Genomic DNA, 15,454 nt, shown 5'->3' with positions numbered 1-15,454 from the left:
ATTACACGCAGGCAGCCCTTAGCGTGCGTGGTAATGCAAATAGTGCATGGATGCACTATTTAAGACCCCTCTAAATACAGGTTACATTTAATCACATACGTTCTTATTTTGTTAATTGCTCTTATGATAGTTGCTTTCTAATGCATAAAGTTTATGGCGTATTAAGAATAAAAATACCAGCGACGGAATAACCATAACGGCAGTAAGCACAAAAAACAGTGCCCAATTCCCTGATAACCAGTCATCAATCACCACACCACTGTAGCTTGAGAGTAGAGTTCGGCCTAAATTTCCTAATGAGGCAAGCAAGGCGTAGTGCGTTGCACTGAAGGCTCGGTCACAGAGCATTGATATAAACGCCACCATGGCAACGAGTGACCAAGCTTGTGTAAAGCCATCAACAATAATAGCAAACGCGTATAGGCTTAATTTAGGGCCTGCCACGGCAATCCACGCAAAGGCTAGGTTAGAAGCAGCCATTGCAATACCACTGATAAATAAGCCTTTTACAATGCCGTAGCGCTGATTGAATAGACTACCCACGAAAGTAAAAGCGATGGTAAGAAAAGCGGTACCCACTTTTGAGAAGGTAGCGATGTCGCTATTGCTAAAACCAATCTCTTTGTAAAACACGATAGACATGCGCCCTAAAAATGCTTCCCCTATTTTAAATAAGAAGATAAACGCTAGTAGCGCGAGCGCGGTTTTTACCCCGTTGCGTGCAAAGAAGGTTCTAAATGGATCAAAAACGGTTACCGCTAACCATGCAAGTACTTTGGCAAATCGCGTTTGCTGTCCCCCAGCGAGTTTTTGCTGGTAGGTGTGCTCAAGTTCAGCTTGGACAACTTCACGGTTTGATTCAGGCTCTTTTGCCCAAAACACACTGCTCATTAATAGCAGCATGACAACGGATAAGAAAAAATAAACTTGGGGCCAGTCAATGGATGGAATATCTGCCATATAAAAGGGCAGGGCACCTAACAGTGCGTAGCCACTCCACCAACCTGATGTCGCCATAGCGGCGGCTGCGGTCGCTTTATGGCTTTCATTTTCGCTTAACGTATCAATACGAAACGCATCAATGGCTATATCTTGAGTGGCAGAGGCAATGGCGATAACTAAACACAGTGCAGCAGCAAACCAAAGGTTCGCTTTGATATCTAGTCCTGCCAGTGAAAAGGTGCCTATAAAAATCACTGACTGACAAAGCAAAATCCAGCTGCGACGCTGGCCAAGCCATTTAAATAATACTGGCAACTTTACGCGGTCGACCAACGGAGACCATAAAAAGTTAATACTGTATGCACCAAACACAATGCCAAATAAGCCAATCATGCTGCGGCTTAACCCTTCATCTTTCAGCCATGCTGACATCACCGAGCCAATCAGTACCCAAGGAAAGCCACTGCTAATGCCGAAGATAAAAATATTGATCAGACGTTTGTCTTTGAAGTACGAAAAGTACTCTGAAATTGAAAGGGTTTTTGTCATAGTGTTGCCGTGTTTGTGGGGGCGCCAAGCCCCCTAATTATTATTGATTAGCTTCGAGTACTTTTACATTTAAAATAACGACAGGGGTTTTAGGCACAAAGCTGTAACCTATTTTTTCATTGAATGCAGTTTCAACACGCATGATTTTGTCTAAGGTCTCATAACCATCCATAACCATACCAAACACAGCAAATCCCCAATCACGGCCCGGATTCAAGTGATCGTTGTCATCCATGTTAAAGAAGAATTGACGTGTACCTGAGTGCGGTTTACGGTCTTGATAGGCCATGGCGATACTGTACATGTCATTTTTTAGACCGTTACCGCTCTCGTTGAAGATAGGGTCGTTCTCGTGCAGACCGTCGTAGTCTTTATCGTAACCCCCCCCTTGAATTACAAAGTCGCGTTCATTATCTTCATCACGTTCAACGCGATGAAACACGCTTCCTTGATAGCTGCCGTCGGCCACATAAGTTAAGAAGTTATTGACCGTTATAGGGGCGCGAGAGCGATCCATTTCAACAACAATACTTCCCAACGTGGTCACTATTTCGACCCGTGGAAACATGTTGTCTTTTTGAATAAATTTACCTTCAGTTGCCGCGAATGAACTGTGAGCAAATAATAAAATAAAACTAAGTAATAAAATGCGCTTCATAGTTAACCTTCTAAATAGGCGATTAATTCTGGGTCAGATACAATGCGGGTAATTAATTGTTCAGTCAACTTATTCAGCTGACTCTCAATTTTGGCTCGGTCATGGCTTAGAGGGCCTTCAAGGTTCGCATTGCCATGGTAGACTTTACTGAAGCTACTGTCGTTTCTGATAACTCGCACACCAAACTCGATGCTTGCGGCGCTGGTGTGAGTCATCATTTTTTCAGTGACCACTGCTTGTAATTTATGGATATCAATTTCGAAACGCGTGGTGGCAAGATTAGAAATACTGACACCATTGCGGCTCAACGCGCTATCAAGTGCACTTTTAACAGAGTCGGTAATACCTGGGCTTGCAAGCGTTTTGGTTTTATCTGATTCAATAATTTTTAACGTCACATTGTCACCACGTAAATCAATGACACTGGTGCTCACATTACTATTAATTTGAGTGATTTTACCGCTTTGATATACGGGGTTTAAAATTAACTGATTTGGTTGATTGCTGCACGCAGCCAGCAAAAGCACCGCACATAAAGGAAGTATTTTTCTCATTTATATTGCTCCATTAATTATTTTTAATCGCACTAAGCACGACAAACTTTTTATTAGAACCTAATAACTTACAGTTGCCGAACATACGCTTTAATTTTTCATGATAGTCTAAATGACGATTACCAATTATTCTTAACTCGCCGCCAGGTTTAAGCGTCTGTTTAGCTTGTTTAAACATCTGCCAAGCAATGTGGTCTGTGACAGCTTGTGCCTGATGAAAAGGTGGGTTGCATAACACCAGGTCAACACTATTCGCTGCAAAATCGGTTAAGCAGTCGTTTTGCACGAACTCACAGTGTGCTAGTTGTTCGGGTAAATTAGTTTCAACATTGAGTCGTGCTGACTCAACCGCCATATACGATTCATCAACAAACGTAAGCTGTGCTTTAGGGCAACGTTTTAAAGCCATTAAACCCACCACACCATTGCCACAACCTAAATCGATGATACTGCGCGCTTTACTGGTTTGTGGTAAATAGTTAAAGAAAAAGCGGGCGCCGATATCTAATGAATCGCGCGAGAAAACATTTGCGTGATTTTGAATTTCAAATTCGCTGCCCTCCAGTGGCCAGCTAACCGGAAATGCAGCGTGTTTATCTAATCCACTTGTTTTACTTATGACTAAGCGTGATTTTTTTACGGCTAAGCTGGTTGTTGTTTCACCGATAAACTGGCTAAACGCTTTAATTGTCGAGTTATGAATCTCTTTAGTTTTTCCCGCGGCTATTACATCAATACCAGCAGGTAATGCTGCACTAATCGCTGCTAATTGATGTTGCAAATAGCCTAAATTTCGTGGCACTTTTAAGATCACTAAATCAACGTGGTTTGGTAAACTCTCAAGTGAGTTTAAGCGCGTTAACGAATCCGCTTTTAACTCATTGGCGTTTAAATTATAAAGGGTGGCCTGATGGGCAATATACGAATCATTAACTGAATAAACGGTTAACTGGTTAAATGCACATGCCAATGCCCCAAAGCTGTCATTGAGAATAAGGACAGAATTTGCGTGTGAATGGTGTTCATGTACATAATCAATTAGGTACTCATCAGCAGAGTCCCAGGCCTGGAGGCTACGATTTTTTTGATCTAAAGGAAAACGTTCAAGGGTATAGGTGCTATCACCGAGCTGTGCTTGGGTGGTCATCATGTTTTTACGATAAGTATTTAAGTATAGGTAAATTCTAACATGCAACAGCCAAACGCCAACCCTAATCATCTACCAAATGGCTTTTCTTATCAGGCCCAAGCTCTTAGTGCCCAAAAAAGCCTCGACTTATTTTATTACTTAGAGCAAAACCTACATTGGCAACAGCCCGAAATTACGGTGTATGGCAAACGTCATGTTATCCCACGCTTGCAATGTTTTATTGCTGATGAAAACGTTAATTACGCTTACTCAGGATCAAAATTGATTGTTGAACCTTGGCCTGATGTACTGGATGCTATGCGAAAACGTTTAACGGCGCAGTTACAGATACCTTTTAATGCTTTATTGGTTAATTTGTATCGAGATGGCCACGACTGTATGGGGTGGCACAGTGATGATGAACCCGAACTTGGCAAGCAACCGACGATTGCGTCAATTTCGCTGGGGGCTGAGCGTGTGTTCAAAATAAAACATAAACACACCAATGAGCAACAGAGTATCGTGCTACAAAGTGGCAGTTGCTTAGTAATGAATGGCACAAGCCAACGGGATTATCTGCATAGTTTACCTAAGCAGCAAAAGCTTAAGCACCCACGAATTAACCTGACCTTTAGATCAATAATGTAAAATCATTGGAAAAATGAACCATCCCCTTGATATAGTAACGCTCAATTATTTTGCTAAAAGGTTTATGACAGATGTCAATGCAACAACAAATTGAGCAAAAGCTCGCCGCGGGTATTCAGTGCAAGCACCTGAATGTTGTTAATGAAAGTCATATGCATAGTCGCGGCACTGATTCACATTTTAAAGTGATTGTAGTGAGTGAAGAGTTCGCAGGTAAGCGCTTACTAGCCCGTCATCGTCAAATAAATGAGTTATTAAAAGATGAGCTTGCTAATCATATTCATGCTTTAGCGATACACACGTTTACGCCTGATGAATTTGCACAACATCAAGGGCAAGCGCCTGAATCACCTGCGTGTATGGGCGGTTCTAAGTTTGATTAATTGGATGGTGTGATCAGTTATATATTTTATATGACTGATCAGACCTGTATTTTTACTATTAGCCTTTAAACTAGCGCTAATTTTTATTGTGATAGATATAGGATGATCAATGGTCATTAAGCCTAAAATTCGTGGATTTATCTGCACTAACGCGCATCCAGTAGGGTGTGCTGAGCACGTACAAGAACAAATTAATTATGTGAAAGCGCAAGGACCACTAAGCAATGCACCTAAAAATGTATTAGTCATTGGTGCGTCAACAGGTTACGGCCTAGCATCACGTATTACGGCTGCATTTGGTGGCGGCGCAAACACCTTAGGTATCTTCTTCGAAAAAGAAGGGGCAGAACGTAAAACAGGGTCTGCTGGCTGGTACAACACCGCTGCATTTCAAGCCGCTGCGGAAGAAGCTGGTCTGTGGTCTAAAAACATCAATGGCGATGCGTTTTCAAATGAAATCAAGCAAAAAGCAATTGAGACTATCAAAGCAGACTTAGGTAAAGTTGATTTAGTTATCTACAGCTTAGCGTCACCACGTCGTACAGACCCAAATACGGGTGAGACATATTCGTCTACATTAAAGCCAATCGGTTCAGATATCACGACTAAAAACTTAAATACGTCTAAGCGTGTGATTGATGAAGTAACGGTTGAAGCGGCAAGCCAAGAAGACATCGACAATACAATTAAAGTAATGGGCGGTGAAGATTGGGAAATGTGGATTGATGCATTAAAAGAAGCCGATGTACTTGCTGATAACTTCAAAACAACAGCGTATACCTATATTGGTAAAGAGTTAACGTGGCCAATTTACGGTCATGCGACAATTGGTAAAGCAAAAGAAGACCTTGACCGTGCAACGCAAGCGATTAAAGAGTCAACAAAAGACTTAAATGGCGAAGCGTATGTGTCTTCTTTAAATGCTGTGGTAACGCAGGCAAGCTCGGCAATTCCAATTATGCCACTTTATATCTCTGCATTATTCAAAGTAATGAAAGCAGATGGTACGTACGAAGGCACCATTGAGCAAATTCACGCGCTATTTACTGAAAACCTTTACGGCGACACGCCTCGTTTTGATGACGGTGGTCATTTATTCCAAAACTACAAAGAGTTGGAAGACGATGTGCAAGCACGTGTACAACATGTTTGGGATACCGTTGATACAGAAACGATTGACGAATTAACCGATTACGTGGGTTACCATAATGAGTTTTTACGTTTATTCGGTTTTGGTATCGACAGCGTTGATTACGAGCAAGATGTGAATCCTGTTGTTGAAATTTCTCAGTTGATCGATTAATCGATAAAAAACGTTAAATTTATAAAAGTCGCTTTTTTAAGCGACTTTTTTGTTTTTTCTCTAAAATAAAACGGCATCAATAGCACTTTGGTCTATATTGAATTTTATTCAAATGGATTTTGTAGTCTAAATAATCACATCAGTCGTATAAATTTAATATTTGCTCTCGCATAGTCACCCTGATTGATGTTAAAATTCGGGCAATATATGTGAGGAGTTTACTGCGTTGCTTGTTTGGGGTGTTAAACAAGCTGTTCTTAGATACTAAGAATTTGACTTGAGCATATCAAAGAGCGACGTAGTTGGTACGATTTTTCAGTTTCTTTCCGTTAATGTAATGCAAGTGCGTATGATCAACATAAAAAAAGGTCTGGATTTACCGATAGAGGGCGCACCTCAGCAAGTTATTCATGATGGCTCTGCCGTCAAACGTGTAGCTGTGCTAGGTGAAGAATATATTGGTATGCGTCCAACCATGCATGTCCGCGTGGATGACCAAGTCAAAAAAGGCCAGGTACTTTTTGAAGACAAAAAGAACCCAGGCGTATTATTTACTGCACCAGCTTCTGGGGTAGTTAAAGAAATTAATCGTGGTGCTAAACGTGTGCTGCAATCTGTTGTTATTGAAGTTAATGGCAGTGAGCAAATCACCTTTGACTCTTTCAAGGCCGACGAGCTTTCGAGCTTAGACCGTGAAAAAGTGAAAGAAGTACTTGTTCAGTCAGGCCAATGGACAGCACTTCGTGCTCGCCCATTCAGCAGAATAGCTGCGTTGGATGCAAATCCTAGCTCTATTTTTGTAACGGCTATCGACACTAACCCGTTAGCTGCAGATCCTGCAGTTATTATTGCTGAGAATTCTGCAGCATTTGAAGCGGGTTTAGCGGTGGTATCTCGTTTAACTGACGGCAAAGTATTTGTTTGTAAACACGCTGGTAGCCAAGTGCCTAGTTCATCAATCCCTCAAGTAGAAGTACATGAGTTTGGTGGCAAACACCCGGCAGGCCTAGTGGGTACACACATTCATCACTTAGACCCAGTTTCTGCTAGCAAGCAGGTTTGGCACTTAGGTTACCAAGACGTTATTGCCTTTGGTAATTTATTCCTAACAGGTGAAATCTTCACAGATCGTGTTGTTTCGCTTGCAGGTCCTCGTGTTAAAAACCCACGCTTAGTGAAAACTCAGTTAGGTGCTTCTTTAGATGATTTAGTCGCTGGTGAATTAGAAGACGGTGATAACCGTGTTATTTCTGGTTCTGTTTTATCAGGTTCTATTTCACAAGGTCCACATGCGTTCTTAGGTCGTTACCATGTTCAAGTATCTGTATTACTTGAAGGTCGCGAAAAAGAATTGTTTGGTTGGATTGCGCCAGGTTCTGACAAGTTCTCAGTAACACGTACCTTCTTATCTCACCTAACGCCAAGCCGTCTATTCAACATGACGACTTCGACAGGTGGTTCTAAGCGTGCCATGGTTCCAATTGGTAGCTATGAGCGTGTTATGCCTTTAGACATCTTACCTACATTATTACTACGTGACTTAATTGCACGTGACCTTGATAGTGCTATAACGTTAGGTGCTCTAGAGCTTGATGAAGAAGATTTAGCGTTATGTACCTTCGTTTGTCCAGGTAAATACGAGTACGGTTCAATCCTACGCGATTGCTTGACTACGATCGAGAAGGAAGGCTAGAGAGATGGGTTTAAAGAAATTTCTAGAAGATATTGAGCCGCATTTTGAACCGGGTGGTAAACACGAAAAATGGTATGCGCTTTACGAAGCTGCAGCGACTATTTTTTACACGCCTGGTTACGTAAATAAAGGCAAAACACACGTTCGCGATAACATCGACCTAAAACGTATGATGATTTTAGTGTGGATGGCGACGTTCCCTGCTATGTTCTTTGGTATGTTCAACATCGGTCATCAGGCCGCAGGTGCGCTTGCACAAGGTTTTGAACTAGCAAACTCATGGCAAGTTGGTCTGTTCCAATTGTTTGGCGGTGAATTATCTGCTGAATCAGGTTGGGGCGCGAAAATGTTTTACGGTGCCTGCTTCTTCCTACCAATCTACGCGACAACATTTATTGTCGGTGGTTTCTGGGAAGTATTATTTGCTTCAGTGCGTAAGCACGAAGTAAATGAAGGTTTCTTCGTAACGTCTGTATTATTTGCACTAATCCTGCCTGCAACGATTCCACTATGGCAAGTTGCGCTAGGTATTACGTTTGGTGTTGTAATCGCTAAAGAGATCTTTGGTGGTACAGGTCGTAACTTCCTAAACCCTGCGCTTGCTGGTCGTGCGTTCTTATTCTTCGCATACCCTGCACAAATTTCAGGTGACACAGTATGGACAGCAGTAGATTCATTCTCTGGTGCAACTATGCTAGGTCAGGCAGTTGTTGGCTCACTTGATTACAGCAACATGGAACTATGGTGGAATGCATTCTACGGTTTCATTCAAGGTTCTGTTGGTGAAACATCAACACTTGCACTATTAATCGGTGGTTTATTCCTGATTTATGTGCGTATTGCTTCATGGCGTATCGTGCTAGGTGTTTTCCTAGGTATGGTTGCAACGTCATTCTTACTAAACACGGTTGGTTCTGAAACGAACGCTGTATTTGCTATGCCTTGGCACTGGCACTTAGTATTGGGTGGTTTTGCATTTGGTATGTTCTTCATGGCAACAGACCCAGTATCTGCATCATTCACAGACAAAGGTAAGTTCGCTTACGGTGCGTTAATCGGCTTTATGGTTGTAATGATCCGTGTTGTTAACCCGGCATTCCCAGAAGGTATGATGCTAGCAATCTTATTTGCTAACTTATTTGCGCCATTATTCGATCACTTTGTAGTGCAAGCTAATATCAAGCGGAGGTTGGCACGTAATGTCTAGTAATAACGAATCAATCGGCAAAACGCTAACCGTTGTTGTTGCACTATGTTTAGTGTGTGCAATCATCGTATCGTTTGCTTCAGTTCAGCTTCGTCCTTTACAGCAAGCTAACAAAACACAAGATATTCAGCGTAATATCTTAGCGGCTGCAGACATTGAAGTTTCGGGTACTGTTTCAGATACCTTCAACTCAAAAATTGAAGCACGCGTAGTAGACATGAGCACAGGTGAGTTTGTTGAAGGTGTTGATCCTAACTCATTTGATTTCGAGAAATCTAAATTCGACCAAGCGCGTAGCTTTGCGTTGAAAGCAGAAGGAATTAAAGACATCGCGGGTATCCAGCGTATGACGAAAAATTCACCTGTTTATATCTCGAAAAAAGCAGATGGTTCTACAGATGCAATCATTCTTCCTATCCAAGGTTACGGCCTTTGGGGTGTAATGTATGGCTTCTTAGCGCTTGAGAGCGATGGTGAAACTGTTAAGAACATCAATTTCTTCAAGCACAATGAAACGCCTGGTCTTGGTGGTGAGATTCAAAACCCACAATGGACTGCTAAATGGCAAGGTAAAGAGTTACCAATCAATATCATGAAGAGCGGTGCGAGCAATGAACATCAAATCGATGGTCTTTCAGGTGCAACGTTAACGTCAAACGGTGTTGATCATACAGTTGACTTCTGGACTGGCGAGCATGGCTTTGGTCCATTCCTTGCGAAAGTACGTGAAGGAGCGTTGAAATAATGGCTGATACTAAAGAAATGAAGTCGGTCCTATTTGGCCCGGTATTCGCAAATAACCCAATCGCACTTCAAGTACTTGGTATTTGTTCTGCGCTAGCGGTTACATCAAGCTTAAAAAATGCACTAATCATGTCAATCGCATTGACACTTGTAACTGCGTTTTCTAGCTTCTTTATCTCATGTATTCGTAACCAGATCCCATCATCTGTACGTATTATCGTGCAAATGACGATCATTGCGTCACTGGTAATCGTTGTTGACCAAGTTTTACAGGCATTCTCTTACGCAACTGCAAAAGAGCTATCTGTATTCGTTGGTCTAATCATTACTAACTGTATCGTAATGGGTCGTGCGGAAGCATACGCAATGAAATCACCACCACTGATGTCTTTCTTAGACGGTATCGGTAATGGTTTAGGCTACTCAGTCGTGCTATTAACGGTTGGTTTCATCCGTGAGTTATTCGGTAAAGGTTCACTATTCGGTGTTGATATTATCCCACTTGTACAAAATGGTGGCTGGTATCAACCAATGGGTCTATTGATTTTACCACCGAGTGCATTCTTCATTATTGGTTTATTCATTTGGGTACTTCGTACCGTTAAGAAAGACCAAGTAGAAGCAAAAGCGTAAGGGGCGAGCAGTGGAACATTATATTAGTTTATTTGTAAAAGCGGTTTTCATTGAAAACTTAGCTTTAGCCTTCTTCCTAGGTATGTGTACTTTCCTTGCAGTATCAAAGAAAGTAACTACATCAATCGGCCTAGGTGTGGCAGTTATCGTGGTATTGGGTATTTCAGTACCAGTAAATAACTTGGTTTACCACGCTGTTCTTGCACCGGGTGCATTAGAGTGGCTTGGCTACCCAGAAGCAGACCTTAGCTTCTTACGTTTCTTGACATTTATCGGTGTTATTGCAGCACTTGTACAAATTCTTGAAATGGCATTAGATAAGTTCTTCCCTGCACTATACAACGCGTTAGGTATCTTCTTACCTTTGATCACAGTTAACTGTGCAATCTTCGGTGCGGTATCTTTCATGGTTGAGCGTAACTATAACTTCGGCGAGTCTGTTGTTTATGGTATCGGTTCAGGTGTGGGCTGGGCACTAGCAATTACATTACTTGCTGGTATCCGTGAAAAAATGAAGTACTCAGACGTTCCTGATGGCTTACGTGGTTTAGGTATTACTTTCATCACTGTTGGTCTTATGGGTCTTGGCTTTATGTCATTCTCTGGTATTTCACTTTAAGGTAGCGAGGATAAATCATGAATGAGATTTTCTTAGGTGTTGGTGTTTTCATCGCTATCGTTGTACTACTAGTTTTAGTCATCATTGGTGCTAAATCTAAGTTAGTTGCAAGCGGCGATATCATCATCGGTATTAATGGCGACCCAGAAAAAGCTATTAAAACATCTGCAGGTAGCAAGCTATTAGGCGCGCTGTCTGATTCAGGTATTTTCGTATCATCTGCATGTGGTGGCGGTGGCTCATGTGGCCAGTGTCGTGTACACATTAAAGAAGGTGGCGGCGATATCTTACCAACAGAACTTGATCACATCTCTAAAGGTGAAGCCCGTGAAGGCTGCCGTTTAGCGTGTCAGGTTAATGTTAAAAACGACATGGAAATTGAACTTGAAGAGTCAATTTTCGGTGTTAAGAAGTGGGATTGTGAAGTTATCTCAAACGATAACAAAGCAACGTTTATCAAGGAACTTAAGTTACAAATTCCTGATGGCGAATCAGTTCCGTTCCGTGCCGGTGGTTATATTCAAATCGAAGCCCCTGCGCACCACGTTAAATACGCTGACTTCGATATTCCTGAAGAATATCGTGGCGACTGGAACCACTTTGGTTTCTTCGATCTGGAGTCTAAAGTAGACGACGAAACAATTCGTGCTTACTCAATGGCTAACTACCCAGAAGAAGAAGGCATTATTATGCTTAACGTGCGTATCGCTACGCCGCCGCCAAGAGACCTAAGCCTTCCATGTGGTAAAATGTCGTCGTACATTTGGTCACTTAAAGCAGGCGATAAGGTTACTATTTCTGGTCCATTCGGTGAATTCTTCGCGAAAGACACTGATGCAGAAATGGTATTCGTAGGTGGTGGTGCAGGTATGGCACCAATGCGTTCACATATCTTTGACCAACTTAAGCGCTTAAAATCTAAGCGTAAGATGAGTTTCTGGTATGGTGCGCGTTCTAAGCGTGAAATGTTCTATGTTGAAGATTTCGACGGCTTAGCAGCAGAAAATGATAACTTTGTATGGCATACAGCACTGTCTGATCCACAACCAGAAGATAACTGGGAAGGTTACACAGGCTTCATCCATAACGTACTTTATGAAAACTACTTGAAAGATCATGAAGCGCCAGAAGATTGTGAGTTCTACATGTGTGGTCCTCCAATGATGAATGCAGCTGTTATCAACATGCTTAAAGACTTAGGTGTAGAAGACGAAAACATCTTATTAGATGACTTCGGTGGCTAACACCCATACACAAAACAATTAGTTTTGGTTAGAATACAAGCCTCGTAGCACACCGTGTTACGAGGCTTTTTTATTTCTATACCACTGTCGATTGGTATCCAAAAGGTGAGTTGCTATGAATAAAGTGTTTTATCGCCAAGGCTTTGTGGCCTTTTTCCTACTAACTGTTACTTTACTCATGGCTGGTTGCAGCCAAGCAGATAAAGCCCAAGAGCTCTATCTTGAAGGTAAGACCATGGGAACGACATACCACATTAAAGTATTTGCTGAACCTTCTAAGCTAGAAGGGATTGATTTGCACCCTGAAATTAAGCAAGTGCTGAAAGAGGTTAATCAATCTATGTCGACGTATATTCCAGACTCAGAAATTAATCAATTTAATCGTTTGCCTGCAGGGCAGGTTATGCCGATCAGTGATGATTTTCGTCAGGTCGTTGCGGAGTCTATTCGTTTGGGTGAATCTACAAAAACCCTTGATGTGACGATGGGTCCACTAATTGATTTATGGGGCTTTGGTCCAGATAAGAAACCGACTAAACGCCCAAGCGATGAAGCGCTGGCTGATATGGTCGCGAAAATTGGTGTTGATAAGCTTCAGTTAAGCGATGCTGGTCTTCTGAAGACGGTGGATGGCTTAGAATTGTCATTTTCAGCAACAGCAAAAGGCTACGGTATTGATAAGGTTGCGCAAGTAATTGAAAGCCATGGCTTAGAAAATTATATGGTCGAAATTGGCGGCGAGCTTCGTGTGTCAGGTATCAAGCCAGATAATATCACCTGGAAAATCGCTATCGAACAACCCGACGCTGAGCCGGGTGTGCGCAAAGTACATAAAGTGATTGAGCCGGGCACGAATGGCATTGCAACGTCGGGTGATTATCGCATTTTCTACGAGATGGATGGGGTAACCTATAGCCACTTAATCGACCCTGTGACGGGGATGCCAAGCCGCCATGATTTGGTGTCTGTTACCGTATTGCACCCTTCGGCAATGACGGCTGATGGTTTAGCAACAGCACTGACGGTAATGGGAATGGAGCGGGCACAAAAATACGCTGAACAACATGACCTGCCAGTGTATTTAATTGCTAAGTCAGACAATGGCTTGGTCACTTATTCTAGCCCTGCCTTTAAACCATATTTGTAGCAGAGCAAGAAGCAGTTTATAATACGTGCAGCCCAGTCGACTGGGCTTGATTTAATTGCTGACGATAGGGGCAAAGCAATGTCACTTTTTCTTCTTACTTTTGGTCTACTTATTTTAATTGTGGCAGCGATGGCTGTGGGCATGATTGTGCAAAAGAAATCAATGGCCAGTAGCTGTGGTGGCTTAGGTGCCGTGGGTATCGATAAAGCCTGTGACTGTGATGATCCATGTGACAAGCGTAAAAAGCGCATGGCAAAAGAACAAGCGTGGAAAGAGAATCAAATTCTGTAACCACACAAAAAAGCGCCTAAGGGGCGCTTTTTTAATGCCCGCGATTTTTTATTCTCGAATAGGCACCTAGTTCAACCCAATTAATTTAGCACCCAGGACTGCATATTGATTTGCATGGTTTGCTGTTAGCAAAAAGGCTGCAGGAGCATGAAGTGTTGGAATCGAGGTGAACACTCTTGGACACGTATATATAGGCCATTGTGAGTTATTCGTGAGTTTATGCACCTGACCTGAGAAACAGCTATAGCCTTCTTTTAATAACGCCTTATAAGTGCTGTCAGTCAATGTGATTGGTTTCGTAATAATGTAGCTGTTGCCTATATTAAAGCTCAATTTGCTGGCATCTAATGTCTGGTAACCTTGGCGAATACTACTTATATCGCCGAGTTCTTTGATGGTAGGCAATCTACCCTTATCATTTATGGCAATATCAATCTGATAGTCACCCATCTCACTGTTTACCATCACATCATCAATGAGTAGGTCGACCCAATTATCTTTAGCATTAAATGGGATTGCATGATACTGCGCTACAGTGGCTTTTTTCCAATCACCCGTTACTAAAGAATCAATCGCCTTTTTATAAAGAACACGGTTAACTTTTCGCGCTACTTGACGGTTTGGATCCTGAGGGTAAGCACCCGATTCAATTAAAATAGTGCGAATCCCTTTTTCAGAAAACGTATCACCAAAACTGCGGTATGAGTAGCTGTCGTTGTATTTGCCTAAGTGGCCGGGGATCATGTTTTCTACCGTGGCTGCTAAATGGGCCGTAAACTGCATCGCTTCTGCACGCGTGGTATTAATTTCACGAGCTTCATTATAAGCCGGTGCGAGCACAGAGATGGTTGCTTGTTTGCCTTTTTTGCCAGCCCCATAATAGGCATTTTGATCGTGTAAGTTAAAGCCAAAATCAGGCTTAAATTGCGTTGCAGCCGTCATTAAAATTTGCCCTTCTTGGGTGCGCAGAGCTTTCGCATCACGATTAAGATCGATCCCTTGTGCATTGTGGCGCGTTTGAATGGCGGCACCGTCAGGGTTAACCATAGGAATAATGCGCAGTGTAAGCTTTGTTTGCCACTCTTTTAACCATGCCGCGTTTTCAGGCGCTGTGATAAAGGTTAAAAAATCCATTAGTGCTGCTGTTGCGGTGTTTTCGTCGCCATGCATTTGGCTCCACATCATTACTTTAATAGCGCCAGAGCCAATATCAAGTGCATTTATTGGTTGCCCTTGGTATGAGCTACCTAGCTGTTGCAAAGTAATTGCAGGGTGCATAGCAGCTTTTTTTAGTTGGGGTTCTATATCGCTGTAATAAATTGCTGGCTTATCGAATCCATGAACTCTGGTGTCTTCAATGCTGTTTGCAAATGCATGTGAACTGCTAAGTAATAGGGCGGTGGTAAGTGCATACTGGTACATATATAACTCTATTATTCTTAATCGTGTTTTAATAAAGAATATTATATTTTAGCTCTCTTGGCTAATCCTTGTTCAGTAACACAATACAAGTAGATACTGAGTAGGTATGTGTTTAAACGCCATTTTTATGCAATTTTCTTTTTAGGCATTGCTTTTTGCTATATTAAATACTCTAGCTTTTTTAAATGCTTAGCTTCATATTTTGGGTTTGTTTACATTTATTTATCAGTTGAATAAACGATGCTTAACGCAGTGCTGTTAAATTCTACTTGTACCGTACGTTGACTT

16 protein-coding genes are annotated in these 15,454 nt (G+C 42.0%); 11 read left to right on the top strand and 5 right to left on the bottom strand.

Annotated elements, in window-relative coordinates:
- Positions 1 to 111 precede the first annotated feature (111 nt).
- From BM378_RS09380 to BM378_RS09365, 4 genes are read right to left on the bottom strand one after another with little or no spacing between them, the layout of a single operon-like run.
- Complete coding sequence (locus BM378_RS09380; RefSeq protein WP_036966464.1) at positions 112 to 1,491, bottom strand: AmpG family muropeptide MFS transporter; 1,380 nt, start codon at positions 1,489 to 1,491, stop codon at positions 112 to 114.
- 40 nt (positions 1,492 to 1,531) lie between these two features.
- Positions 1,532 to 2,149, bottom strand: a complete 618-nt coding sequence (locus tag BM378_RS09375; protein WP_036966468.1) for a peptidylprolyl isomerase — start codon at positions 2,147 to 2,149, stop codon at positions 1,532 to 1,534.
- Between the two features lie 2 nt (positions 2,150 to 2,151).
- Entirely contained in the window at positions 2,152 to 2,703 is a 552-nt protein-coding gene (locus tag BM378_RS09370) for a YajG family lipoprotein (RefSeq protein ID WP_036966471.1), read from the bottom strand.
- A 13-nt stretch (positions 2,704 to 2,716) separates the two neighbouring features.
- Entirely contained in the window at positions 2,717 to 3,850 is a 1,134-nt protein-coding gene (locus BM378_RS09365) for a methyltransferase (protein ID WP_074989066.1), read from the bottom strand.
- 42 nt (positions 3,851 to 3,892) lie between these two features.
- Here BM378_RS09365 and BM378_RS09360 point away from each other — a divergent pair, with 42 nt between their 5' ends.
- From BM378_RS09360 to nqrM, 11 genes are all read left to right on the top strand, one after another.
- A complete protein-coding gene (locus tag BM378_RS09360; RefSeq protein WP_036966474.1) occupies positions 3,893 to 4,480 on the top strand; it encodes an alpha-ketoglutarate-dependent dioxygenase AlkB family protein in 588 nt (195 codons plus the stop codon).
- Positions 4,481 to 4,551: 71 nt separating this feature from the next.
- The gene (locus BM378_RS09355; protein WP_074989043.1) at positions 4,552 to 4,863 is read left to right on the top strand and encodes a BolA family protein; all 312 of its coding nucleotides are present in this window, start codon (positions 4,552 to 4,554) and stop codon (positions 4,861 to 4,863) included.
- Positions 4,864 to 4,972: 109 nt separating this feature from the next.
- Positions 4,973 to 6,166 carry an enoyl-ACP reductase FabV gene (fabV, locus tag BM378_RS09350; RefSeq protein ID WP_065978656.1) on the top strand — a complete coding sequence of 398 codons (1,194 nt, stop codon included), beginning with the start codon at positions 4,973 to 4,975 and terminating at the stop codon, positions 6,164 to 6,166.
- 349 nt (positions 6,167 to 6,515) lie between these two features.
- Positions 6,516 to 7,859, top strand: coding sequence for a Na(+)-translocating NADH-quinone reductase subunit A (locus BM378_RS09345; RefSeq protein ID WP_036969071.1), 1,344 nt, complete (start codon positions 6,516 to 6,518; stop codon positions 7,857 to 7,859).
- Positions 7,860 to 7,863: 4 nt separating this feature from the next.
- Positions 7,864 to 9,066 carry an NADH:ubiquinone reductase (Na(+)-transporting) subunit B gene (locus tag BM378_RS09340; RefSeq protein WP_036966483.1) on the top strand — a complete coding sequence of 401 codons (1,203 nt, stop codon included), beginning with the start codon at positions 7,864 to 7,866 and terminating at the stop codon, positions 9,064 to 9,066.
- Positions 9,059 to 9,811 (top strand): Na(+)-translocating NADH-quinone reductase subunit C, encoded by a 753-nt coding sequence (locus BM378_RS09335; protein ID WP_036966485.1) that lies wholly within the window; start codon positions 9,059 to 9,061, stop codon positions 9,809 to 9,811. Before BM378_RS09340 ends, BM378_RS09335 begins: the two co-directional genes overlap by 8 nt.
- A complete protein-coding gene (locus BM378_RS09330; RefSeq protein WP_036966488.1) occupies positions 9,811 to 10,443 on the top strand; it encodes an NADH:ubiquinone reductase (Na(+)-transporting) subunit D in 633 nt (210 codons plus the stop codon). Before BM378_RS09335 ends, BM378_RS09330 begins: the two co-directional genes overlap by 1 nt.
- Before the next feature lie 10 nt (positions 10,444 to 10,453).
- Entirely contained in the window at positions 10,454 to 11,062 is a 609-nt protein-coding gene (nqrE, locus tag BM378_RS09325; protein ID WP_016708692.1) for an NADH:ubiquinone reductase (Na(+)-transporting) subunit E, read from the top strand.
- 17 nt (positions 11,063 to 11,079) lie between these two features.
- Positions 11,080 to 12,306: an NADH:ubiquinone reductase (Na(+)-transporting) subunit F gene (nqrF, locus tag BM378_RS09320; protein ID WP_036966491.1), complete on the top strand. Its 1,227-nt coding sequence runs from the start codon at positions 11,080 to 11,082 to the stop codon at positions 12,304 to 12,306.
- A 115-nt stretch (positions 12,307 to 12,421) separates the two neighbouring features.
- Complete coding sequence (locus BM378_RS09315; protein WP_036966495.1) at positions 12,422 to 13,453, top strand: FAD:protein FMN transferase; 1,032 nt, start codon at positions 12,422 to 12,424, stop codon at positions 13,451 to 13,453.
- Positions 13,454 to 13,531: 78 nt separating this feature from the next.
- Complete coding sequence (nqrM, locus tag BM378_RS09310) at positions 13,532 to 13,744, top strand: (Na+)-NQR maturation NqrM (RefSeq protein WP_036966498.1); 213 nt, start codon at positions 13,532 to 13,534, stop codon at positions 13,742 to 13,744.
- Between the two features lie 66 nt (positions 13,745 to 13,810).
- Here the strand turns inward: nqrM and BM378_RS09305 are convergent, their stop codons facing one another.
- Entirely contained in the window at positions 13,811 to 15,166 is a 1,356-nt protein-coding gene (locus BM378_RS09305; protein ID WP_074989042.1) for a M14 family zinc carboxypeptidase, read from the bottom strand.
- Positions 15,167 to 15,454 lie beyond the last annotated feature (288 nt).

This window comes from Pseudoalteromonas lipolytica (assembly GCF_900116435.1).
Taxonomy (GTDB): Bacteria; Pseudomonadota; Gammaproteobacteria; order Enterobacterales; family Alteromonadaceae; genus Pseudoalteromonas; species Pseudoalteromonas lipolytica.
Note: the sequence above shows the minus strand (reverse complement) of the source record. Positions and strands in the feature narration are given on the sequence as shown.

Coding starts and splice junctions, on each gene's coding strand:
- nqrM (WP_036966498.1), top strand. CDS start 13,532: ATGTCACTTTTTCTTCTTACTTTTGGTCTACTTATTTTAATTGTGGCA.
- BM378_RS09380 (WP_036966464.1), bottom strand. CDS start 1,491: ATGACAAAAACCCTTTCAATTTCAGAGTACTTTTCGTACTTCAAAGAC.
- BM378_RS09355 (WP_074989043.1), top strand. CDS start 4,552: ATGTCAATGCAACAACAAATTGAGCAAAAGCTCGCCGCGGGTATTCAG.
- BM378_RS09375 (WP_036966468.1), bottom strand. CDS start 2,149: ATGAAGCGCATTTTATTACTTAGTTTTATTTTATTATTTGCTCACAGT.
- BM378_RS09370 (WP_036966471.1), bottom strand. CDS start 2,703: ATGAGAAAAATACTTCCTTTATGTGCGGTGCTTTTGCTGGCTGCGTGC.
- BM378_RS09345 (WP_036969071.1), top strand. CDS start 6,516: ATGATCAACATAAAAAAAGGTCTGGATTTACCGATAGAGGGCGCACCT.
- fabV (WP_065978656.1), top strand. CDS start 4,973: ATGGTCATTAAGCCTAAAATTCGTGGATTTATCTGCACTAACGCGCAT.
- BM378_RS09365 (WP_074989066.1), bottom strand. CDS start 3,850: ATGACCACCCAAGCACAGCTCGGTGATAGCACCTATACCCTTGAACGT.
- BM378_RS09315 (WP_036966495.1), top strand. CDS start 12,422: ATGAATAAAGTGTTTTATCGCCAAGGCTTTGTGGCCTTTTTCCTACTA.
- BM378_RS09360 (WP_036966474.1), top strand. CDS start 3,893: ATGCAACAGCCAAACGCCAACCCTAATCATCTACCAAATGGCTTTTCT.
- BM378_RS09340 (WP_036966483.1), top strand. CDS start 7,864: ATGGGTTTAAAGAAATTTCTAGAAGATATTGAGCCGCATTTTGAACCG.
- BM378_RS09305 (WP_074989042.1), bottom strand. CDS start 15,166: ATGTACCAGTATGCACTTACCACCGCCCTATTACTTAGCAGTTCACAT.
- BM378_RS09330 (WP_036966488.1), top strand. CDS start 9,811: ATGGCTGATACTAAAGAAATGAAGTCGGTCCTATTTGGCCCGGTATTC.
- nqrF (WP_036966491.1), top strand. CDS start 11,080: ATGAATGAGATTTTCTTAGGTGTTGGTGTTTTCATCGCTATCGTTGTA.
- BM378_RS09335 (WP_036966485.1), top strand. CDS start 9,059: ATGTCTAGTAATAACGAATCAATCGGCAAAACGCTAACCGTTGTTGTT.